Below are 22,353 nucleotides of genomic sequence, written 5' to 3' on the forward strand. Positions count from 1 at the left end.
CCCGCCCGTCCAAAAAGGACGGGCGGGACGCCCATCCCACTTTCAAGAGTGGAAGTTATTTAATTCTCATTCCTAAATAGATACCAGGCGATTTCAAGAGATGGTTAGCCCATTTAAAAAGGGTGAAACCTGAAATTTCGCATCTTAATAAGGATTTTATGGGCTGTGAGTTATCCTAGTTGTTTAACCCAATTCATAATTGTCGTATGATGTACACCTTTGACTCTTTCAATTTCCCTAAAACCCATGCCCTTAAGATACATTTGTAGGCATTCGTCTTTCACTTCTTGAGCATAACCTCTGTGCTGTTCATAGCAGTCTATAAATTGTCTACCACAGGTAACACACAGGTAGTTCTGCTTACCTTTTTTCCGCCCATTTTTATTGATATGAGTTGACTTACATTCAGGACATTTCATAGAATATGACTGGTGTTAAATTGTTTTTTGTAAATTGCTCTCAGAATTAATTATATCTTAATTCAGCAAGGCCGATTATTTAATAATGGGGTGCGTGATGACACAATCATTTTTTCTATTCATGCTAACTCTGTATGAGGAGTTTCATCCCTCATACAGAGTTATCAGTCTCTTTCAATTGCCCATTCTAGCTAAGACTACTTTTTCACCTCATTATTATTACCTTCCCCAACGATCGATCGCATTCCTTCGAGCGTAGCGGGAATGCTGCGCGGGTCCATAAACATGACCTTGCTGCTGTCGCTGGTGCCAATTTTTTGGCCCATATCCAGATAGTTTTGAGCTAACAAAAATTGTAAAGCTTCCCGCGCATTGGGGTCATTTTGCAGAGTTTTGCCGATGATTTGCAAGGCCTCGGAAGTAGCTTGAGCTTTCAAAACCTGACTTTGGCGTTCTGCTTGAGCTTTCAGGACGATCGCCTTTTGTTGAGCTTCCGCCTCCAAAATAGTCGCTTTTTGGCGCGCTTCTGCATCCAGAACTTGCGCTTCTGCTTTACCTTTGGCGCTGTTAACTGCTGACTCGCGTTCGCCCTCGGATGTCAGAATTGCCGCTCGCTTGCGTCGATCGGCTGCCATCTGCAATTCCATCGATTCCTGTACAGTTTTAGAAGGGATAATATCCCGCAATTCTACCCGCGTTACTTTCACTCCCCAAGGATCGGTAACAATATCTAAATCTCTGAGCAAGATTTCATTAATTTGAGAACGAGCAGTAAAGGTTTGTTCGAGATCCAGTTGACCCATTTCGGCGCGAATTTGAGTCAGCACCATATTTACCATTGCTGACTGGAGATTTTCTACTTTGTAACAGGCTTTTTCCAAGTCTACAATGCGCCAGTAAACCACAGCATCAACGGTGAAGGAAACGTTGTCGCGGGTAATACAAGCTTGCGGGGGAATATCTAAGACTTTTTCCCGAATTGTTTGTTCGTACACGACGCGATCGAGAAACGGCGTGACAAAATTCAAACCGGGTTCCAGTTTCTTGCCACTGTATTTACCTAAAGTTTCCACCAGCGCTTCATTTCCCTGGTTGATAATCTTGACGGAACCTGCGAGGGCTGAGCCACCGAGTGCTAAAAATACAAGTAAAAAAAATTGTTCCACAACTGACTCCTAATAATTGTTGATTGTTAACTGTTGGTTATTGGTTATTGGTTATTGCCAATGCCCAATGCCCTATGCCCAATGCCCAACTACCAATTTCCAATTCCCAATTCCACATTTTGTTTAAGAATGCAAGAGATTTTCTGGCAAAACTATCAGAGTAGTGCCTTTTCGTCCCACGACAATTACGTTTTGGTTGGGGGGGATAGTGGCCTTCGTGTCTTCGCAGCGAGCTTGCCAAGAATTCCCCTCATAAATGACTCGGCCGGCTTCTCCGGGGGGAATTTCTGTTAAAGTTTTGGCTTCCTGAGAATCTGCGATCGCCCTTGCCGTGCCTTTTGGTATCAACCGCCGAGACAGCAGCACAAAAACGGTCGAAAATACCATCCACAGGAATATTTGTAAATTAACGTAAGGTAGAACTAGAGAGCATCCAGCTACGGCAAAGGCGCTCAGTCCCATCATAAAAGCGACAAAAGCAGTCGGGAGAAATAGCTCTGCCAAACAGAGCAAAGACCCAGCTATCAGCCAAAGGAGCGTAGGAGTCAAGATCATAAAAAGAATAGGTGATACTATTTAGATCTTAGATTTGAAATTGAAGATTTAAGAAATGCAAACAACTGACTCTGCAAGGGTTTGCCACTTGCAACCCCTCAGAGCGATTTTTCGCGCCGCGGTACCATGTTGAGGCTTCCATCGTACTCCAAGTCAGAGTTTAGTAACTTAGATTACAATTTTAGCCGGTGCAGACTGGCAGAAACTACAATTTCTAGGGGCCCAAAGGCAGTTAAGAAATTGATAGGGCCTAAAATCAGTTTATTCTCAAGCTCATGAATTTGGGCTTGCGAATCATATATCTTCAGAATGTTTTTACACAAACTATTTCGATATGATCAGCAGTTTCTCCGAACCCATTTATTGCCCGAATCTTAGCTGTCCAGATCCCCGCAATACCTTTGGCCGCCAGCAGTGTGCAGCGTGCGAAACGGATTTAATTTATCGCTATGTGTGGGCGGTGGGGCAAGCAGCCGAGGAAGTGCCGGCGGGTAAGGTAATAGCCGATCGATACTTTGTCATTGCACCCCAAATCTGGCTCGACAGCCGTCCAGCTTTGCCTCCCAGCGTCCCGGAACAACTGCCGGATACGATTATGCCTTACCTGCATTTGTATCCCCAACGGCTGCATACGCCGGAAGTATACGGTTTTTGTTCGCTAGGGGAAGCACCGGAAGCGACAGAGGTGCTGTTGTTGGAAAATGTGCCCATCAATAATTTCGGCAGCCTGTATCCTTCTATTTTACAAGCTTGGTCTGGGACAACCGCCGCGCGCCAAGTTTACTGGCTGTGGCAAATGCTCCAACTGTGGACGCCGCTGTCGGAACAGGGAGTCGCTTCGAGTTTGCTGGTACCGGAAAATTTGCGGGTGGAAGGTTGGCGGGTACGCCTGCTGGAACTGCACCGGGGCAATTTTGTACCGACGCTGCGGGATTTGGGAGATGTGTGGTCAGGTTTGGTGGAATCCGCGCAACCCGAGGTGCAGTCGAAACTCGGAGAAATTTGTCAGTTTATGCGCCGCAGCAGCATGAATTTCGACGCGATCGCCCTGGAACTAAACGATTTATTATTAGAACAAGCCGCTAAATTGCCTCTGCACTTAGAAGTAGTCGGCATGACAGATACCGGGCCGCAGCGCTCCCAAAATGAAGACAGTTGCTATCCGATTGCTGCTGATTTTCAATTTAGCAAAACTTCAGGGGGCGAGAAACTAATTCCTTATTTGACAATGGTTTGTGACGGGGTTGGAGGCCACGAAGGAGGAGAAGTTGCCAGTCAATTAGCCGTCCAGTCCATGAAAGCTTTAATCCAAAATTTGCTCGCCGAAATCACTCAACAAGAAGAGTTGATGACGCCTACAATGGTAATTAAGCAACTCGAAGAAATAGTGAGAGTTGTGAATAATGTGATTTCCGCTCAAAATAATGAGCAGGGAAAAGAGTTGCGGCAACGGATGGGGACGACTTTGGTGATGGCCCTCCAGTTGCCTCAAAAAGTGAAAATTTCCGAGGATTTGCCCTCGAATAACAGCCACGAACTTTATTTAGTCAATGTTGGAGACAGCCGCGCTTATTGGATTGGCAAAAATTACTGTCACCGGCTGACTGTGGACGACGACGTAGCCTCAAGGGAAGTCCAGCTAGGACATTGTTTGTACTGGGAGACTCAAGTGCGATCGGATGCAGGAGCCCTGACTCAAGCTTTGGGAACGCGGGATGCCGATTTCCTGCGCCCGACGATTCAGCGATTTATTGTCGAAGAGGAAGGCTTACTGCTGCTGTGTTCCGACGGTTTGAGCGACAACGACTGGGTAGAGAAATCTTGGGAGAATTATGGCCCAGAGGTGCTTGAGGGCAAAATGTCTTTGGAAGCCGCAGTTCAGTCTTGGATTCGTCTCGCCAACGAGAAAAACGGTTATGACAACACCTCTGTGGTGGCGACTCACTGTCGGATGTCGCCGGAGAGATTGGTACTGTTCGATCCGACGGTGGCCTCAGCGGTGGCGTCAGCGCCAGTGTCAGCCTCGGTGTCGCTGCCGCCGTCCCTGCCGCGATCCCTCCAGAAGTCCGGGAGGATTCCAGAATCTCAGCTTTCAGAATCGTCCAAACAGTTGTTGTACCCCGAAACTTCCCCCGCCCCGGAACCCGTTCAAAAACAGCGATCCAAGCTGCCGCTGCCCCTACTGGGGGTGTTGGGGCTGATATTAGCCGGTGGCGGTTTAGGTTTGTGGGTGCAAAGCCGCCAAAGCCCCCAGCCAGAGCCCGCACAAGTTCCCCCACCGCCGGAAACTCCCGCCCCAAGTCCTTCGGAGACTCCCTCCCCAGGGGCCGAGAGTCCCTCGCCGTCGCCCGAATCGAGTCCTGCGGAAATTCCGCTGCCCGATAGCGAGAGTCCCTCGCCGTCGCCCGAATCGACTCCTGCGGAAATTCCGCCGCCCAAAGAAGCGGAAACTCCTTTACCATCACCGGAGTAAGGGAGATTAGACCTCTTGCAAAAATCCTTTTCCTCAATTGATGGGACGGGCTCTGGGGCCCATCCCACAAGAGTTATTTTTTCTTGTGGGATGGGGCCCCAGAGCCCGTCCTCATTATTTTTGCAAGAGGTCTATTGAATTAATTTGAGGCAGAAGGAAAGAGGCAGAAGGAAGGAGCCAGAAGAAGTGTTTTTACAAATATGAGATGCTCCCATCACAGTTATTGATTTTGTATCATAGTCCGCTTGCAGAAACAAAATGGCTAAAAAGTCAGCCAGCGCTACAAAAAGCAGTTTAAAATTCCTAATAATTTTAGTTCAACTAACAATTAGCGATTAGCAACTAACAACATAAGCTTTTTTTATCTTGACCACGAATTTCAAAGGTGGTACCCGCCACGTGATTTATCCGTGGAATCAATCCAAAATCGAAAATCGAAAATCCTCAAGCCCCCGCATTTATCCGTGGGGTCGCCTCGAAAATCTCAAATCGAAAATCGAAAATCGATTGACGGCGCACAATTTATTAACTATAATTACCAGCCCAAAACTAACAAAAATCTTACGCCTAACAGTTTTTCTCAAATAACCGTTAAACTATTCTAACGTTTGCGCGTACCCAACCTCGCAGGCACAACCTATATCTGTTAAGGATTCGTCCTGATTCACAGGAGCAAGATTTTAAAATATGCATCTCAGCGAACTGACTCACCCAAACCAATTACACGGCCTCTCGATTCATCAACTCGAACAAATTGCCCGACAAATTCGAGAAAAGCATTTAGAAACTGTAGCCGCTAGCGGCGGCCACCTCGGCCCAGGATTGGGTGTAGTCGAACTGACCTTAGCACTCTACCAAACACTCGACCTCGATCGCGACAAAGTTACCTGGGATGTCGGCCACCAAGCTTATCCTCACAAATTAATCACCGGCCGCTACAACCAATTCCACACCCTACGCCAAAAAGACGGCGTTGCAGGCTATCTCAAGCGCTGCGAGAGCAAATTTGACCACTTCGGCGCAGGCCACGCTTCCACAAGCATTTCCGCAGCGTTAGGAATGGCGATGGCGCGCGACCTCAAAGGGGAAAACTTTAAAACTGTAGCAGTCATCGGCGACGGCGCATTGACGGGCGGCATGGCACTCGAAGCCATCAACCACGCGGGCCATATGCCGAAAACCAATTTGTTAGTTGTGCTCAACGACAACGAGATGTCAATCTCGCCCAACGTCGGCGCAATTACCCGCTATTTGAACAAAATGCGATTGTCGGCACCGGTGCAGTTTCTCAAAGATAACTTAGAGGAACAATTCAAACACATTCCCTTTGTCGGCGAAACTTTTACTCCAGAAATGGAACGCCTCAAAGAAGGGATGAAACGCTTGGCCGTCTCGAAAGTTGGAGCAGTAATTGAAGAATTAGGCTTTACTTACATGGGCCCGGTAGATGGACACAATTTGGAAGAGTTAATTGCCACTTTCAAACAAGCTCATACTATTCAAGGACCCGTGTTGGTTCATGTGGTGACGGTGAAGGGCAAAGGATATGCGATCGCCGAAAAAGACCAAGTAGGATATCACGCCCAAAATCCTTTTAACTTAGCCACCGGCAAAGGCATTCCCTCCACTAAACCCAAGCCTCCAGCTTACTCGAAAGTCTTTGCCCACGCCCTAGTCAAGCTAGCAGAAGATAATCCGAAAATTGTCGGCATTACCGCTGCAATGGCAACCGGAACAGGCCTGGATAAACTTCATGAAAAACTGCCTAAACAGTACATTGATGTCGGGATTGCCGAACAGCACGCCGTGACTTTATCCGCTGGTTTAGCCTGCGAAGGAATGCGCCCGGTTGTGGCAATTTACTCGACATTTGTGCAGCGAGGCTATGACCAAATAATTCACGATGTTTGCATCCAAAATTTGCCAGTTTTCTTCTGTTTGGATCGCGCCGGCATTGTCGGTGCTGACGGCCCCACTCACCAAGGGATGTACGACATTGCCTTCTTGCGGTGCCTGCCAAATATGGTAGTTATGGCACCAAAAGATGAGGCCGAATTGCAGCGGATGGTAGTCACGGGAATCAACCACACAAGCGGCCCGATCGCCATGCGTTACCCGCGCGGCAATGGTTACGGTGTGCCTTTGATGGAGGAAGGTTGGGAAGAGTTGCCGATCGGCAAAGCCGAAATTCTCCGCAACGGCGACGATTTGCTGCTCTTGGGTTACGGTTCAATGGTTTATCCGGCAATGCAAACCGCCGAGATTCTGAGCGAACACGGCATTGAAGCAACTGTTATCAATGCGCGTTTTGTCAAGCCTTTGGACACCGAATTAATCTTGCCTTTAGCACAGCGAATCGGCAAAGTTGTCACAATGGAAGAAGGCTGTTTGATGGGCGGATTCGGTTCAGCAGTAGCCGAATCTTTGCTCGACAATAATGTCCTCGTGCCGCTGATGAGGCTGGGCGTACCGGATACATTAGTAGATCATGCAACGCCAGAGCAATCCTTTGCCAGTTTAGGATTAACTCCGTCGCAAATGTGCGATCGCATCTTAGCAACATTCAGCCGCAAACAGTCTCCTGTTAGCGTGTAATTAGCTAGAATCGTAGGGTGGGCACTGCCCCACCAGGGGTGTCAACAAACACCCTATTTCCCTCAGTACGGCAGGGGTTTAAACCCCTGCCTCAAAGCTAAAGTCTTCTTGGATAGGACTGAAGAACTCATTAGTCCTACTATATAGTTAAGGTCATTAGTTGATAGCCATAGAGCGAATAGGAGGATTTTGTGGGAGAAGCTAACCGCCGAAAAAGATTCGATTCAAATTACGGTAACAGCCTTAATATTGGATGTTTTATCGCTGCTTCTACTTCCAGCGATGCTCATGCTGTCTACCTTGGATTTGGACGCAAAAGAAGCGTAGAACGCAGACTTATATCAGCTCACGCAAGCATCATTGACGCCTGGAAAATCTTTGTTTATTGCCAAGATATTTTATCTAAGCTTAAATATTTTCATCTGCAAAGCAACGATCAAATTACTAGCAATTTCATTAGCAGTTTGATTGGGACTTACGGTGATTATTCTGATGACGATGCTGTTTATGAAGTGTCGGGCGATAAAAAAGCGCTTATGGATTGGCTGTCGCAAGGCAAAACGATCTTGGATGATGATTTGCCTTCCAATATTAACGTTTTGGTTGTAAAGCCCCCTGTTTCCAAAAAGTACAAAGTTTTTTGGTACGAATCACAAGAAGCTCCCAAAAATACTTACGGTAATCCCGAAGAAAATTGTGTTTTTACAGTCGGTAAAAATTCTGATGAACCCATTTCGGGGGGTGCTAACAAGAAAGTAATTTTATTCAGCAGTTATGTAACCGCTGCCTATGTAGCTGACTATGTGAATCGGTTGAACAGAGATAGTTTAACTGAGGAAGAAGTCAAGCGACTGTTGTTTGAAGCCAATCAGCTTCAAGGAAAAATTTAGCCAACTATGAATCAATGCTTTAAGTCATTTCTTATAGTTTTTGACGATCGACAACATAGTATCATCTCACACAAAGGAAAACCAACAATGAAATAGAAGTTTATGGTACAATCAGATTGCAGAAATATGGGAATATAAGGGAGAAAAAACAATGACTAACGTGAAACCAAATCGTACCGTGCGACGGGGAAGATTGTTCCCAGAAATTCAGTGGTCAGAAGAAAAAAAAGCCCAGTGGCGAGCTGAAAGAGCGGCATTTCGCAAGCGTTGCAAAGTAATTTTCGATCGCCTTAAACCAGAATTAATTGACAGTCACTACAACTGGTACATGGCGGTTGAACCTGATAGCGGGGAATATTTTATCGACAAGGATGATATGGCGGCTACCAAAATGTGCCGCCAGAAACACCCAAATGCTATCCCCTACCTTTTCCGCATCAACAATACAGGGGCGTGCGGCTCAATATGATTGAAGGAAGATTTGGTGATGAGGGCGAGCTATTTTTTGAAGTTGAATTGATTGCTAATAACGGCTTAGAATTACCTGTTGATCCTCTGCTAGATACAGGTTTTTCGGGCTGGTTAGCAATGGACGAACAAGATTTCGAGGGACTTGATTGGATTTATATTAGGCGACAAGAAATGCGGACAGCAAAGGGAGAATTTGATTTCGATCTTTATGCAGGAAAAGTACGCATAGATGAGCAAGAGTTTGACATTCCCGTTCATGTGGGTGACGGAGTACCGGAAATTTTAATAGGCCGCCAGTGGCTGAAAACTCGGCGGTTAGTAGTTGATATGTCTGCGAGTATTTTGACATTGGAAGCGAGTTAAAAGCAAAATGAATTTAAAAAATTTTGACATAGTAATAGTAGGAGCAGGCCCAGCAGGCGGTCACTGCGCGAGAATCCTAGCCAAATCTGGCCACAAAGTCTTGCTAGCAGAGCAAAACGACAATTTTAATAAAAATGACTTCTCTAGCGCCGCCACGCCTCTAGAAACCCTCTCTAAATTCGATTTACCAGAGTCCGTTATCGGCAGTTTTTGGCATAAACTTACTATTGAAACTAGCAAAGTCAGTCAAACTTGGGAGTCTCCCGAAAGCTTGGGAGTTGTTCTCAACTTTGCTAAATTTAGATCATTTTTGGCCAGCGAAGTTGAGCGATTTGGTGGTGAAGTTTGGCTTGGTTATCGCTACACCCGACATTCACAAAGCAGGGGCGAAACCACAGTCGAATTTAAACAGTTATCCGACGGTAAAATTATCAACGTTAGCACTAAAGTATTGGTTGATGCTACTGGCTTTGCTAGGGCGATTATGTACGAAAAAGAGAATGATAAGCCAGATTTTTTGTCGGGAACAGGAATAGAATATTTAATTGAAGTAGAGCCAGAAGTTTATAATAAATACAGCGGTGATTTAATCTTCTTTTTGGGCAAAAAATGGATGCCCGATGGTTATTCCTGGATATTCCCGATGGAACCAAACAGGCTGAAAGTTGGTGCGGGTCGCATTTTTTTAGATCCCAAAACGGTGAGGCATTTGTCACCGCTGAAAAAATATATTGATTTACTGATTGATGAATATCTGAAGTCAAAAAATTATAAAATTATTGACAAACACGGTTCGACGCTGAAGTACAATCCTGGTTTGAAGGATATTTATTGCAAGGATAATATAATTGCGATCGGTGATACTGTCTCGACAATAAATTTGTTGGGCGGCGAAGGGATTAGACACGGGATGGATGGTGCCCAAATCGCGGGGAAATATATTCAAAGGTATTTGGAGGAGAAAATCTCAGATTTTCGCGATTATGAGATGGAAATGCACCGCAAGTTTGATCGGAAATGGCATATTTCGGAAAGGTTGGCGGTGAGAAAGTATATCGATGATGTTAATGATGAACTTACCGATAAAATGATTTCTTATTTAAAGTATATGAAAACTGAAGAGGTGATGGAGATTTTATTTTATTATAAATTTGAGAAAATTTCCCGAGGATTAGGCGGTTATTTGCAGAGAAAAATCAAGGAATTGATTAAGCGATTTCACTTGTAAGGTGCGTCAGTTGAGAGATTGTTAGTTGAGGGAAAAATCTCGCTGGCTGACGCACCCTACAAACCTAATTGCCATAAAAAATTTTCTCCTGTAACTTTAATGCGCGGCAGCGACATTAAATTATCGTCAAAACTGCTAAAATTTAACTGATATGATACACCAAGAGTATATCCACTCGCTCCAATTAAATGCGCTACAATTGGATCGACATCCCCGTAAGGATAGGCAAAACATTTAACAGATTTCTCTAATCCCCGTTCTAAGATAGCACGGGATTGGGCTGCCTCCCGCACAATTTCTGTCGGCGACAATGCAGTCAGAGGTTGATGAGTAGCAGACATAGAACCGAATTCAATCCCTGCATCCCGCAGTTGCCGAATTTCCGGCCATCCCATTAACTGCACTTCTTCAAATTCGGCTTTTTCCCAACTATTTGTCTTTCCTATCGACTCCGCTACAAGAAAAACAGTTGCTGTAAAATCAAAGCGTTTTAGCAGAGGCCAAGCATATTGGAAAAAGTCGAGATAGCCGCCGTCAAAAGTCATCAATACAGCTTTACCGGGTAAAGGAGTTTTATCCCGTTTCGCACTTTGCCAATTTTCCCAACTCGCACTATAATAACCGCGATCTTTGAGATACTGCAACTGTTGTTCCAAAACCTGCGGAGTAACTGCGTCTAAACCGTCAGGAGAAATGCGGCGGTAGGAGAGAATCGGCAGCCTTTGTGTAACGCCATGATTGTCCCAAACTTGAGGTTTCACTGAGTGAGAAACTTCCCGATAAGAAGAATTTGAGCCAATGATTTCCGGTGCGTAAAATACTTGCTTGGGAAACTCGTTTTCTTGGGGAATTTGCATTGTCGGTTCCCCAGCGATTGTCGCCGCTGACTCGATTTCCGGCAGCGCCGCCGCCGGGAGTGCGGCGCGACGGCTGACACTCGTCCCGATCGCACCCGATCGCCTGCCGAAGAGCACCGCATTTTGGGGGTAAATGCCCCCAGCACCCGCTGCATTCAAACTGTCGGGCAAATTAGACCTTTGTTGAGCACAAGAGGCTAAGCGCGATCGTAGCCATTGCTTGCCGTTGAGTGGTTTTCCCAGCAAAGCTTCTCGCACGGCGGCGACGCACAACTCAAAACCAATATTTCGATTAATTGTCGATCGCAATTTTTGAGCCGAAACAAAATTATTTTCCACCGCAACAGTGACAATCCCGACACCAACCCCACCTACTTTCACCAGCACGTCTATTGCAGAAATCTCAACTTTTATATTAGCAAATTCCTCGCTAATTTCTAAGACAATCAAATCTTTCTCGATCGTAATTGTTGGCACTTCCTCTGCGCTTTCTGGATTGTAGAAATCCTCCAAATGCCAATTCGGACGCCCCCATAATTCTTGCAAAAATAGCGTCCAGTCATGTTTAGGGTGCAATGGTTTCAGCACAGTTTCCCACAATTTATTGCCTTTTTCGCAGCGATTGCGTTGAAAGAAGCGATCGAGAATTGGCCAAGCAAACTGGGCTGCAACCGCATCCGCCAACACCAAAGCCGCAACCATGCCATCGCAAATCGGCAATTCAATAATACCGAGTTTAATTCCTTCTAGTTTGATCGTACAGCACAGGCGATCGTATATTTGCGGAAGATCGCAAATATCGGAAATTGGTTCGCTCACTTCCACTGTAACTTTCCCGGCAATTTCACCCTTGACTCGCTTAATATTATCTAAAATATATCGAATTTCCAGGCTATTAAAAATTTTATGATATTTGTGAACCTTATTACTTTTAACCTCTCTCTCGATCCCTTGGTGCCAAGGTTGATTTAAACTGAGATAAGCCGCTCTTTCTTGATAAAATTCCAGCATTCTATCATCATATTCAATTCCCATAAAATGACAAAGTTCTTCTAACTTTTTGACTTTATTATCTAGAATTTCCTCATACTTGACTAATATATGATTAGATTTTTTAGCATATTTGTGACTAATTAACCTCGCCTCCTTCCAGCGATGGATACAGTGGTTTAAATCCCAACCAGGTCCCCACAACTCATGAGAAGTCCTAGTAGCCTCATGCAGAGATGCTATTGTATCCATACTGTTTCGCAAAATATGTATAAATTTAGCATCCGGCAAAAAGCGCTGTATATCCTCAATAAAATATATGTGTTCCGGCGTTTTTTCCAACCAAATACTTTTGTTTTGCTCCGCCGCCAAACCATCCAAAACTCCGACAAACCAACTAACTTTAGTTGCCACAGTTTGACTATTATCAAAATCTTGCAAAAGTTCAGGCCGATTAATCTCATCCTTAAAAAAAGCTTCCATCCTACCAGGAAAATTTCCCGCAAACTTCTTGTACAGTAAATAGTGAAAAAACTTAGATTCAGGAAAAGAAATAACTTCAGGATGAGCGGCTAATAAACTTTGAAGCATGGTTGTGCCGCTTCTCGGAGAGCCTACTAAAAATATCCGTTTCATTTTTATAGCTGATAAATGGTTTGTGAATTAGATTTTTTTACGAACCGCAGAGAGCGCAGAGGGCACAGAGGAAGAGAAGAAAGAGGTATGATTCATGTTCCTATCGGGGAACTCTGCATTGAAAAAAAATTTTCCTAACTCCAACTAAAATCCTCATGCAACAAATCCGAAAGTTCCTGATTGTAAGGTTGGAAATAATTAGTCAATTCTTGTGCGATTTCCGGGGGCATAGGGCTGTATTCATCGACATGATTAATTTCATATTCTTTACTTGGAGTCTCACTAATATCCAGAAATTTCAATACTTCCGAAAAGGCTTTGCCTGTATGTGCGTAAAAATCTTCGCTCTTGATAATTAGCAACTGTTCTCTCGGAAAATAGTCGAGCCAATTTTTGATTTGTTCTACATAAATTCCCCGCGACAAATAGGAATAATGCTGGTGATTAAAACTGTAATAATTTTCATCTGATTTGATTTTTTCAATCTCACCTTTGAGTCTATCCGGTTCAGAAGCGATCGCCTTTTCAAAATCCAACTTTTCGCAGCCACTCGCCACTTCTAAATGATAGTGCATCCACGCTCGTTTTACCGGGTTTCGCAGCATTACAATCAGCTTAACATCCGGGAAACACTTGTAAACTCGCTCCGCTACCAAAGGATGATAAATATAGTAAGAAGTCATCTCCCACAGCAGCACCTTGTCACTCGCTACACTCCGCGTCAAGTGCTTGCTGTACCACTCAACACCACGCTCAAAATTTAATTCAAAAAAATGAATGTCCCGGGAACCTTCTTTGATAATTTGCAAGTGATTTGCGAGATAGCCGTATAGAGATTCCGTGCCGCAGTTTTGAGCACCAATCATTAAAAAGTCAGGTTTTTGCTTGTTTTCCAACTGAGTCAAAATCTTGGCGTAGCCGGGATTATTCTTATCCAAATCGTAAGTTGCAGCGGCTGGTTCTGCCACATCCATCAGCGGCATTTTGCCCTCAAATTCCCAGCGGTACGGCGGACAAAGAATCGTTTTTTGGTTTACAGTCGATCGCACGTACAGCGGATAAACCTGCCACTGATAATCGTAGGCGTAAGCCAAAGTTTCCTCGTAAACCCCAGCATTCACGTAATACTGACCGTTTCCTAAATCCAGCCTATCTATTTGCAGCCGGATTTTGCCTTTCCCTTTCACCAGCGGCAGCAGTCTGCCCATTTGATTAGTATTAGTCTCAAAACAACTTTGACCATCATCCCTGCTGATTGTCACGGCAAAAATAGCAGCCGAAATTTCCTGAGACACCGAATAATGAATTTCAATGCTAATAGCATCACCACTATCTATTTCCGTATTTGGCGACACTTTGACATCGGTAATTTCTACTTCCATAGTACCGAAGCGATTCTGATTACCTCGCAGTGGCGAACCGCTACTTGTAGCTTCAGCAGCACGCAGGGTAGTGCTATTTTCTGTGGACGATCGCATTTCTGACAAATACTGACCGACTACCACTTCCGGTTCCCCGTAAGCGACGATTTCACCGGATTTCAGCCACAAAGCCCGATCGCACATTTTCTGAATTTGCGACGCAGTGTGAGAAATCAAAACAATCGCACATCCTTGATTCTTAAACTCAGTTATCTTATTCAAACATTTAGTTTGAAAAGCCACATCACCAACCGACAAATGTTCATCAACTAAAAGCACTTCGGGATCGGTATGCACCGCCACCGAAAAAGCCAGCCGCATTTTCATCCCCGTACTGTAAGTCCGCGTCGGGCTGTCAATAAACTGTTTTAACTCTGCAAATTCCACAATATCGTCAAACCTGCGCGCCACTTCCCGGCGAGTCAAACCGGCCACCACCGCACCCACAAACACGTTTTCTCTGCCCGTTAGATCCGAGTGAAAACTCGCACCCAAATCCAACAAGCCGCCAATTCTGCCGTTAACTTTAATAGAGCCTTCCTCAGCCCTGCAAATACCGCCGATAAGTTGCAGCAGCGTTGATTTTCCCGCGCCATTCTTGCCAAGAATTCCCAGCATTTCGCCAGGAGAAACAGTAAAATTTATATTCCGCAGCGCCCAAAAACTCGCCTCCGGCTTCAGCTTCCACCAACCGGACAAAGCGGCTTCCATAATCGTATGAGGTTTCGCGGTAGAGTAGCGGTTAAAACGCTTCCCCAAACCTTTGACAATAATTGCTTCACGCATTTACACTTCCTCCACAAAATGAGCGCTTTGCCGTCTAAAAATTCCCAGTCCGATGGGTAAAAGAGCCGCCACAGCCAAGCTCAAAATTAACAGAGCAGACCAATCCGGCTGCATACCTTTAAGAAGTATGGCGCGGTAAGCTTCAATCAGGGGCACCATTGGATTTAAGTAATAAAAAATCTTAAATTTTTCGGGGACGCTGCTGATGTCGTAGAAAATCGGAGTCAGGTAAAACAGCATCTGCAAAACTACTCCCAAAGTGTGCTGAGTGTCGCGGAAAGTGACATTCAAAGCGGCAAGGGGATAAGCAAAACTAACTGTCAGGAAAAACTGAATAATCATCAGCAGCGGCAACAACAAGAGCACTGCATTCAGAGGAGCGCCATCAATTGCCAGAAAGATAAGTAACACCGGCAATGCTAAGAAAAAGTGAATGAGCCCCGTCGTCGTCGTGACTACCGGCAAAATTGCCGACGGGAAATTTGGCTGCCTGATTAGTGGCTTATGATTGGTAATTAATGCCGTTGATTTAAATAATACCGTTTGAGACCAATTCCAGATTAACAAGCCGCTAAAAGCAAAGGAAGAAAATTTGGGAATATTAAGGGGTACGACAGAGCGAAACAAAAAGGAAAATACAGCCAACTGTAACAGCGGACTGATTAAAGTCCAAGCAATCCCCAAGGTCGATCGCTTGTAAAGTAATTTCATCTCGCGATCGACCAACACCCGCAGCAAATCGAACCACTGAGCCATTTTGCGCCCATCGAGGAGCGTTCCAGCATTTCTCACCGCACACCTCCTGCAGCTACCAGCGGTTCAACCCCAAAAAGAGCAGCCAAACGCTGGGCTTGCAAGTACCCTTCCCGGTAAGCAAAAGGACTTTGCAGAGAGCCCAGCAACTCTCTCACAACGTCAAAATTGCCCACAGCCTGGAAAACTTGGCGGCCCAAAGCCAGATTCCCAATGCGAACTCCTTTGTATTTTTCTAGTTTCCAAACCGGATTAATCTGTTCGGTCAACTCAATTTTTATCACTTTTATTGCCATAAGTTGCTCCTCAAAATAGTGCAGCAGGAACTAGAGAGAAAACTTCTGAGTTTTGAGTTGGGAGTTTTGAGTTGCAATTTCCCAATTTTCTAATTTTCCAACTTTTGAGGTGGGAGTTTTGAGTTTAAAGTCCCCGACATACTTATTAATTGCTAATTCGTAATTTTTAAAAGCAACTAAAGGCTGTTCTTCCATCGTTTCACCAGTGCGGGGCATACTGTTAACCGCGATCGCCCCAGCCAGGGGTTGGGCAAAGTCAAGCGCCAGAATCGAGCGCAAGTGAGCGCCCCGCAGCGGTTCCGCACCCGCTTGCGGAACAATGTGACCGACTGTCAGTTGACCGTAATACAGGTAAACCCCAGTCGGTCGTTCCGCGTCGAGCAGGCTTTCAGCAGCTTCCCAACCTTGCTGCAAATCGATGTTAATTTCATGTCCGCCCAAATCGCCGCTGGCCGGGCCTCCTTGGATAAAACTAGAAATTGCCGATCGACTTTTCAACTCATCGATGACACCCCTCAAATACCAATAACCGCGCAATTTTTCCCACAACCACCGCCAAGTTCCCCGCATCCGCAAGCTTTCGAGTAAATCAAGAGATTTCCTCAGTCCCAGGGCCAGCCAATCCACAGCAGCCGGCCAGAAAAACGCGATCGCCACCAGAATTTTATCTACCACCGAGTAAGCACTTTCGTAGCCTGCTAGCTGTAGTGTCGGCCTAAGTTCCGGGTGTCGGTTGCCGATCAAAACATCTGATCGCCCTTCCTGACGGGATCGGCGGAAATAGCGATCGAGATTGTTAGTTTCGTGTTCGTAATGACAGCCCACTGCGCCCGCAGCCACAACAAAAGGTACATCAGCTTTCAGCAAACGCACCCCAAACTCGTAATCTTCCCCGCCGCAGTTCCCGAAAGCCGAATCAAAGCCATCAAGACGAGCAAACAGTTCTGCATCCAGAGAAAGGTTGCCACTGAGCAAATCTTTATAAATAAATCGGTGAGCCGGCTGGCTCATCTGATAAAACTTGTCTTCCCACCACGATCGCGCTTGCACATGAAACAACGTAGTCGCTCCCTGCAACTTAGGCGGATATGGGCCCATGACAGCCGAGCCAGGACGCAAAGAGTGAACCCGCGCGTGGCTTTCCACCAAAGGTGGCAGCGCTTCGATATCGTCGTCGAGAAACAGCAGCAATTGCCCCGTAGCCGAAGCCGCTCCCGTATTGCGGGCGATGGCAGCACTCCGGCAATTTACCTCGATCGCCTGCACTTTAAACGGAGCTTTGTAGTCTTGTAGCATTGTTAAAGTATCGTCAATGCAGCTATCTGCGACTACAATAACTTCCATTAGGTCGATCGGATAAGTCTGCAAGTGCAAAGCATCCAAAGCCCGTCGCAGCGAAGAACTTCGGTTGTGGCTAGGAATAATTATGCTAACTGTTAGATTTTCCATATTTACATGACAACAATTAACTTCATCTGCATTTCATCTCCCTTCATCTGCCGTTAAAAAGAATCTAAAAATCCCTATTCATTGCTCCCCTTAATTTCTTGCAACCACTTGCGAGACACAAAATAAGCCATCGGGCCACTGACACAGCCCCGCAGTTGAGCCAAAAGCAAATCACTAGGGATAGAATCCGGTTGCTGTCGCAAAGAAGCAATTAGTTCAGGAATTTGTTTGTACAACAGCCATGACAAGGCTAACACAGGCACGCTGAATTCTCTGTTGATTACAAACAGCCGCGTCCAGAAAGCATAGACTGCGATGCCGTAGCCTTGGAGCGTTTTTCGCAATTCTTCCCACGTGCGCCGATGGCGGTGCCAGCTCAATGCTCTCGGCTCGTAGACGATGCGGTAGCCCGCGCGCAAAATGCGGGCAAACTGTTCGCTGTCTGAACCGCCGACAGTGGGCGTTCCCGCCCCCAAAGCTTCGTCAAACAAGCCCATAAAGTCGATCAAACTTTTGCGCAAAGCCATGCTCGCCGAAACCCCCACTGGATAGATTATCAGCGGATTGCAGTACGCCCCGTCAAAAACTCGGCGCTCGAAGCCCCGCCCGTGGGGGCTATAGCGCTCGAACCATTCTTGCGCTTCGGTTTCCAGTTCCAAGGGCATCACCAGCCCCGTGACGCACATAACTCGCGGATCGCTAAAATTCCACAAGAGCGATCGCAGCCAGTTCGGATCGGGGGCCGCATCGTCATCTGTAAAGGCTACGAATTCGTGTTTAGCTTCGCGTAAAGCTCGGTTGCGGGCAGCGCTCTCGCCCGCTAAGTCTTCGCGCACATAGCGGACTTTTGGGTAATTTTTGACTAATTCACTGCTGGCGTCGGTAGCCGGACAATTATCAATTACCAGGTATTCCTGACCGTCATCGGGAAGTTGCATCAGCGCTTCCAGACAGCGCCGCAAATCTTCCGGGCGATCGCGCGTGCAAACCGCTACAGTGGCTATCGGCATTGCCTCCACCGGCCCCCGCTCATCCCATTCTAGAGAGTCGTAGAGCCAGTTTTTCCACAAGTTGTCACCAGCAGCATTCATCAGTGTTTCCCGTAATTCGTCACCGCCAATGCGGCCTCCGACTACGGGCAAAAGAGCTTGACCGATCGGTTTTCCGTGCAGTCGAATTAAAATCAAGGCTTTGCTGTAACGCTCCTCAACCGTAATTTCTGGCGGGAGTTTGGAGATTTCCAGGTCAAGAATAGCTGTTGCCATGAGTTATGCCATCTTAAGATTTTAGATTTTAGGTTGCGAAAAACTTATAGATACTCAGTATTTTACCGGATGTATTTTAGCCTAAATTATTTTAAGGGATAGCAACTTATCAATGCCATACTTGCCGATCGCCGATCGCGAATCAAAGATAAAACCTCATTTTTGTTATTGCTTTTATTTATTTTTACTTTCAATTACCCGCTGATGTCAAGTTTTTTTCCAACAGAATTTTTACCGCCGAAAACGAGCAAGCGTCGAGGCTGCTGTCAATTGCAGGTGTTATTGGCAGCCAACCGCCACCAAGCCTCGCCATTAATACCCAATCTAAAAACCCGCTTTTTTAATAAAACCGGGTTTGTGCGATCGCTCCTCATTTCAGCTTGAATTGCGATCGGATACTATTCAAGGGCAATATACCAAACAATTAAACACTCTCCAAGTTCAAACTTTCGCGGTTTAACCGCGCACGGATTAGCTGAAAAGAACTCCAAAACTCCACCCTAAATAAGACCCAGCAATGATAAAAAAACAGGAGATTACAGGCTGGTTGGAGACTGATTGAGCTGAGATTAGTTCTGGCAAGCTAGTGGTATTTTTATAAAATGAATATCATCTATAGCAATCCTCGCATCATTTGTGAATTTCTTACTCCCTCCCCGCGGGTTCGGGGAGGGCTGGGGTGGGGTAAAAAATTTACGACTCCTGCAAGGATTGCTATATTGTCCGGGGATTGATATAGCTATGTTTGGGGTAAAACCAAAGAACGCATCGTTTTGTCCCCTAGTCAATGAGCGGAGTAAAAAAACCTATTATCGGGCAGCCAGTCGATTTTCGATTTACTTCACAGATGAATCTGGATATTGAACAAGAGTCTAAAACTTTGGGCTGCTGGCGATTACTGTCGGAAACTTGTATCCGTTTTTGGGCGGGGTCAAAAAGCCATTTAAACTCTCTCCTCAATAGCCACAAGGTTTGCTTAGAAGAATGTATCAAACTTTTACAAAGAAACCGATCAAACTCATAAAGTCTCTCTCTGCCCTGACAAAAGGAGTTAGCTAGCACGATGCTGGTTCTCCGTTTTTCAGATTGGACAATACACGGCCCTCAAAACCCGAACAATGAAGAATTGTAAAGTTTTATCAAGATATTGGCACATATGAATTAAAATCTTCTCATAAAAAAGACTAGCTTTTAGCAGGCGCAAATTGTGGAAAAAGGTTTAAAACTCAGAATATGAGATCGAGTTCGCTGCTCTTACATGGTGCAATAAAATGTAACTTTTGATGCCAGAACCAGTAGCCTGAACTTTGTCGAAGGCCCAATGCCCGTCCGGCCAATGCCTTCGGAAAATCGCCTTCTTGGCGCTGCATCAAATCTTAAGTGCAATTACTTTCCTTGCACGAGAGCCGGAGCCTTCGAGCAAACATTTAGCTCCAGGGCTTACGCACCAGAACTTTGATCAACCGGGTTTTTTTACCGGGAGCGAGGGCGGCAACAAAGTGTTTTCGTTCATCAAACCCGGTTTCAGCGTCCGAGACTGAACTCGATCGAATGAATGCAGTCGCAACCAATGTTTAAAAGTGGCGATACTGCAAGTTGCGTGCAAAGCAGGGAGCTAACCGCAGTGATGGATCTCGATTGTTTACCTTACGGCGCAGGCCACGCCCAAGAAGGGGTCTGTCTGCTAGTGCGAATGGGGCCGCACCGCATTTTACTCGACTGCGGTGTAGAGGATATTGCACCGCTATCAGCGACACTAAATCGATCGCTGCCAGCCGATTTTGTGGTGTGTACCCACGCCCACTCCGATCATGCCAGAGGTTTGCTAGCGCTCCATCAATCTTTCCCCCACTTGCCAATTTACGCCAGCGAAGTGACAGCGCGACTGCTACCGCTCAACTGGCCACAACTGGCTCAGCAGCCAGAGTCCAGGTTCTGTCAGGGACTGCCCTGGCAGTCGCCGCTCGAAGTGCGCCCTGGACTGAGCGTACAGTTGTTCCCGTCGGGTCATTTGCCCGGAGCGGCGACTGTGCTGCTGACTTATGCAGCCCCACACCGCACCTACACCGTGGTTTACACCGGCGACTTTTTCCTGTCGAATTCTCGTTTGGTGGAAGGTTTGCCCCTGGGAGAACTCAGGGGCATGAAGCCGGATGTGTTAATTTTGGAAGGCAGTTACGGCACGGCGCGCCACCCTCACCGCCGACAACTAGAAAATCAGTTAGCCGATCGCATCCACCGCGCCATCGCCGACGGGTACTCGGTACTGCTGCCCGCGCCGGCCCTGGGTTTGGGCCAAGAAATGCTGATGCTGCTCCGCAGTCACCACTACTTTACTGGCCGCGACTTGGATATTTGGGTGGACGGCACTGTCGCCGACGGGTGCGACGCTTATCTGGAACTGTTACCCCAATTTCCCACCGCCGTCCAAAATTTTGCTCTGCACCAACCTTTATTTTGGGACGAAAGGGTGAAACCCCGCGTCCGCAGGCTGTCTGCCCAACAACGCCCCGGATTGGGAGCCACGCCCTGTATTGTAATTACAGACAAGTTAGCTGATTTGGGTTTGTATGTTGCCGATGGCACAAATCCTTGGATTTTGCTCGCCCCTCAAAAACCAGGATATCCCGTCACCGACTGGCTGGGCAACAGGCCCCAATTTGGAGTCACAAGTGTCGAAACTTATCTGCTAGCCGAACACTGCGACGGGCCGGGGACGACCCAACTCATCCACAATTTGCGTCCCCAGCACGTAATTTTACTCCACGGTTCCCCTGCATATTTGGCTGACTTGGCTAACTTGGACGAGCTGCGAAACCGCTACCAGTTGCACACTCCGGCGGCTGGAACACTTGTCGAATTGCCGATCGGGGAAATGTTTTTGCAGCCCGCTATCCCAGAAACTAACTATGAGGGAGAACTCAGCGAATTGGGGACAGAGGTAGCAATTAGCTTGCCGAGTCCGATTACAGCCGATCCTCGGTGGGCCAATTTTGCCGATACCGGTTTGGTAGAAGCGCGCTGGCAAGGCGAAGAACTGGTACTGCGCGGCATCTCCCAGCGGGAACTCCTTTTTCAAGGCAGCGCCGTTCAGGCCAACCTCGAATGCTGCGGCAATTGCCAGCACTACCGCAGCCAGCGCTGTTGGAACCAGTCCAGTGCTTTGTTTGGCTTTAAAGTAACCCCCGACGGTTTCTGTCCGGTGTTTAAAGCGATACCGGAGTCGGAACTTTTCCTAGATGGCGAAACAGACGGCGAATAAGCTGTCGGGCACATCGAAACCAGCCTGCAGGCAAAGAAAACAAAAGAACAGTTCTGGACGCACCCAGACAAAAAACCCGGTTTCAGCAGGGGTAAGCTGTCGCGTATTGAATTTTTAACTACCAGCCGGGAAGTCCCTCGGTATATTTAAAGGGGATTAATCTGAGCGCTGCGCGAAGTACCCCGAATAAATTACCGAGCGTGATGAAAGGCTCGTCGGGTGTAGGTATCCAAAGCGACAATTATTTCTGTATATCCCTTGATAATCTGGAAATACTCTGATACTATATTGGCAAGTGGGGGTGGAACTACCTCACTATAAAAAGCCTTTGAAAAAAAGGAAAAAGAAGCCTGCAGTCTAACTGTACTCAGTTGACCGTCAGGTTTGTTCACACTACTGTGTACTTAGGATCGCGAATTAAATAACTTACAATTTTAATTGTTATTGTGGGATGGGCGTCCCGCCCGTCCTTTTTGGA

The 22,353-nt window shown here is 46.5% G+C and carries 16 protein-coding genes and 1 pseudogene; 8 read left to right on the forward strand and 9 right to left on the reverse strand.

Annotation, left to right across the window (positions count from 1 at the left end; translation table 11 throughout):
* Positions 1-173: 173 nt before the first annotated feature.
* The 3 genes and pseudogenes from QUA16_RS27295 to QUA16_RS27305 form a co-directional block, all read right to left on the reverse strand.
* Positions 174-419 (reverse strand): annotated as a pseudogene (locus QUA16_RS27295) (IS1/IS1595 family N-terminal zinc-binding domain-containing protein); the annotation flags it as partial.
* A 197-nt stretch (positions 420-616) separates the two neighbouring features.
* Positions 617-1,585: an SPFH domain-containing protein gene (locus tag QUA16_RS27300; protein WP_333107380.1), complete on the reverse strand. Its 969-nt coding sequence runs from the start codon at positions 1,583-1,585 to the stop codon at positions 617-619.
* A 123-nt stretch (positions 1,586-1,708) separates the two neighbouring features.
* A complete protein-coding gene (locus QUA16_RS27305; protein WP_333051437.1) occupies positions 1,709-2,140 on the reverse strand; it encodes an NfeD family protein in 432 nt (143 codons plus the stop codon).
* A gap of 334 nt (positions 2,141-2,474) precedes the next feature.
* On the opposite strand from QUA16_RS27305, the gene QUA16_RS27310 reads away from it, so the two are divergent.
* The 6 genes from QUA16_RS27310 to QUA16_RS27335 all read left to right on the forward strand — a co-directional run bounded on the left by QUA16_RS27310 (position 2,475) and on the right by QUA16_RS27335 (position 10,160).
* Entirely contained in the window at positions 2,475-4,613 is a 2,139-nt protein-coding gene (locus QUA16_RS27310) for a protein phosphatase 2C domain-containing protein (RefSeq protein WP_333107379.1), read from the forward strand.
* A 687-nt stretch (positions 4,614-5,300) separates the two neighbouring features.
* Positions 5,301-7,208: a 1-deoxy-D-xylulose-5-phosphate synthase gene (dxs, locus tag QUA16_RS27315; RefSeq protein ID WP_333107377.1), complete on the forward strand. Its 1,908-nt coding sequence runs from the start codon at positions 5,301-5,303 to the stop codon at positions 7,206-7,208.
* A 191-nt stretch (positions 7,209-7,399) separates the two neighbouring features.
* Positions 7,400-8,098, forward strand: a complete 699-nt coding sequence (locus QUA16_RS27320; RefSeq protein WP_333107376.1) for a hypothetical protein — start codon at positions 7,400-7,402, stop codon at positions 8,096-8,098.
* Positions 8,099-8,249: 151 nt separating this feature from the next.
* Positions 8,250-8,567 (forward strand): hypothetical protein, encoded by a 318-nt coding sequence (locus QUA16_RS27325; protein WP_333107375.1) that lies wholly within the window; start codon positions 8,250-8,252, stop codon positions 8,565-8,567.
* Positions 8,564-8,932 carry an aspartyl protease gene (locus QUA16_RS27330; protein WP_333107374.1) on the forward strand — a complete coding sequence of 123 codons (369 nt, stop codon included), beginning with the start codon at positions 8,564-8,566 and terminating at the stop codon, positions 8,930-8,932. The genes QUA16_RS27325 and QUA16_RS27330 overlap by 4 nt, the downstream gene beginning before the upstream one ends.
* Positions 8,933-8,939: 7 nt before the next feature.
* Entirely contained in the window at positions 8,940-10,160 is a 1,221-nt protein-coding gene (locus QUA16_RS27335) for an NAD(P)/FAD-dependent oxidoreductase (RefSeq protein WP_333107373.1), read from the forward strand.
* Positions 10,161-10,216: 56 nt separating this feature from the next.
* On the opposite strand, the gene QUA16_RS27340 is transcribed toward QUA16_RS27335, so the two are convergent.
* The 6 genes from QUA16_RS27340 to QUA16_RS27365 all read right to left on the reverse strand — a co-directional run bounded on the left by QUA16_RS27340 (position 10,217) and on the right by QUA16_RS27365 (position 18,613).
* Complete coding sequence (locus QUA16_RS27340) at positions 10,217-12,643, reverse strand: sulfotransferase (RefSeq protein ID WP_333107372.1); 2,427 nt, start codon at positions 12,641-12,643, stop codon at positions 10,217-10,219.
* Positions 12,644-12,777: 134 nt separating this feature from the next.
* Positions 12,778-14,850, reverse strand: a complete 2,073-nt coding sequence (locus QUA16_RS27345) for an ATP-binding cassette domain-containing protein (protein WP_333107371.1) — start codon at positions 14,848-14,850, stop codon at positions 12,778-12,780.
* Entirely contained in the window at positions 14,851-15,642 is a 792-nt protein-coding gene (locus tag QUA16_RS27350) for an ABC transporter permease (protein ID WP_333107369.1), read from the reverse strand.
* Positions 15,639-15,899: a hypothetical protein gene (locus QUA16_RS27355; protein ID WP_333107368.1), complete on the reverse strand. Its 261-nt coding sequence runs from the start codon at positions 15,897-15,899 to the stop codon at positions 15,639-15,641. The genes QUA16_RS27350 and QUA16_RS27355 overlap by 4 nt, the downstream gene beginning before the upstream one ends.
* A 30-nt stretch (positions 15,900-15,929) precedes the next feature.
* Complete coding sequence (locus QUA16_RS27360; RefSeq protein ID WP_333107366.1) at positions 15,930-17,348, reverse strand: glycosyltransferase; 1,419 nt, start codon at positions 17,346-17,348, stop codon at positions 15,930-15,932.
* Between the two features lie 74 nt (positions 17,349-17,422).
* Positions 17,423-18,613 (reverse strand): glycosyltransferase, encoded by a 1,191-nt coding sequence (locus QUA16_RS27365; RefSeq protein ID WP_333107364.1) that lies wholly within the window; start codon positions 18,611-18,613, stop codon positions 17,423-17,425.
* Between the two features lie 204 nt (positions 18,614-18,817).
* On the opposite strand from QUA16_RS27365, the gene QUA16_RS27370 reads away from it, so the two are divergent.
* Complete coding sequence (locus QUA16_RS27370; protein WP_333107362.1) at positions 18,818-18,997, forward strand: hypothetical protein; 180 nt, start codon at positions 18,818-18,820, stop codon at positions 18,995-18,997.
* 1,243 nt (positions 18,998-20,240) lie between these two features.
* Entirely contained in the window at positions 20,241-21,875 is a 1,635-nt protein-coding gene (locus tag QUA16_RS27375; protein ID WP_333107381.1) for an MBL fold metallo-hydrolase, read from the forward strand.
* Positions 21,876-22,353 lie beyond the last annotated feature (478 nt).

The sequence above is a fragment of the Microcoleus sp. S13_C3 genome (genome assembly GCF_036700905.1).
Lineage (GTDB): Bacteria > Cyanobacteriota > Cyanobacteriia > Cyanobacteriales > Microcoleaceae > Microcoleus.

Bases quoted from the DNA above. Each gene is read 5' to 3' on its own strand.
- QUA16_RS27305 (WP_333051437.1), bottom strand. From the start codon at position 2,140: ATGATCTTGACTCCTACGCTCCTTTGGCTGATAGCTGGGTCTTTGCTC.
- QUA16_RS27310 (WP_333107379.1), top strand. From the start codon at position 2,475: ATGATCAGCAGTTTCTCCGAACCCATTTATTGCCCGAATCTTAGCTGT.
- dxs (WP_333107377.1), top strand. From the start codon at position 5,301: ATGCATCTCAGCGAACTGACTCACCCAAACCAATTACACGGCCTCTCG.
- QUA16_RS27325 (WP_333107375.1), top strand. From the start codon at position 8,250: ATGACTAACGTGAAACCAAATCGTACCGTGCGACGGGGAAGATTGTTC.
- QUA16_RS27330 (WP_333107374.1), top strand. From the start codon at position 8,564: ATGATTGAAGGAAGATTTGGTGATGAGGGCGAGCTATTTTTTGAAGTT.
- QUA16_RS27335 (WP_333107373.1), top strand. From the start codon at position 8,940: ATGAATTTAAAAAATTTTGACATAGTAATAGTAGGAGCAGGCCCAGCA.
- QUA16_RS27340 (WP_333107372.1), bottom strand. From the start codon at position 12,643: ATGAAACGGATATTTTTAGTAGGCTCTCCGAGAAGCGGCACAACCATG.
- QUA16_RS27345 (WP_333107371.1), bottom strand. From the start codon at position 14,850: ATGCGTGAAGCAATTATTGTCAAAGGTTTGGGGAAGCGTTTTAACCGC.
- QUA16_RS27355 (WP_333107368.1), bottom strand. From the start codon at position 15,899: ATGGCAATAAAAGTGATAAAAATTGAGTTGACCGAACAGATTAATCCG.
- QUA16_RS27360 (WP_333107366.1), bottom strand. From the start codon at position 17,348: ATGGAAAATCTAACAGTTAGCATAATTATTCCTAGCCACAACCGAAGT.
- QUA16_RS27365 (WP_333107364.1), bottom strand. From the start codon at position 18,613: ATGGCAACAGCTATTCTTGACCTGGAAATCTCCAAACTCCCGCCAGAA.
- QUA16_RS27370 (WP_333107362.1), top strand. From the start codon at position 18,818: ATGTCAAGTTTTTTTCCAACAGAATTTTTACCGCCGAAAACGAGCAAG.
- QUA16_RS27375 (WP_333107381.1), top strand. From the start codon at position 20,241: ATGGATCTCGATTGTTTACCTTACGGCGCAGGCCACGCCCAAGAAGGG.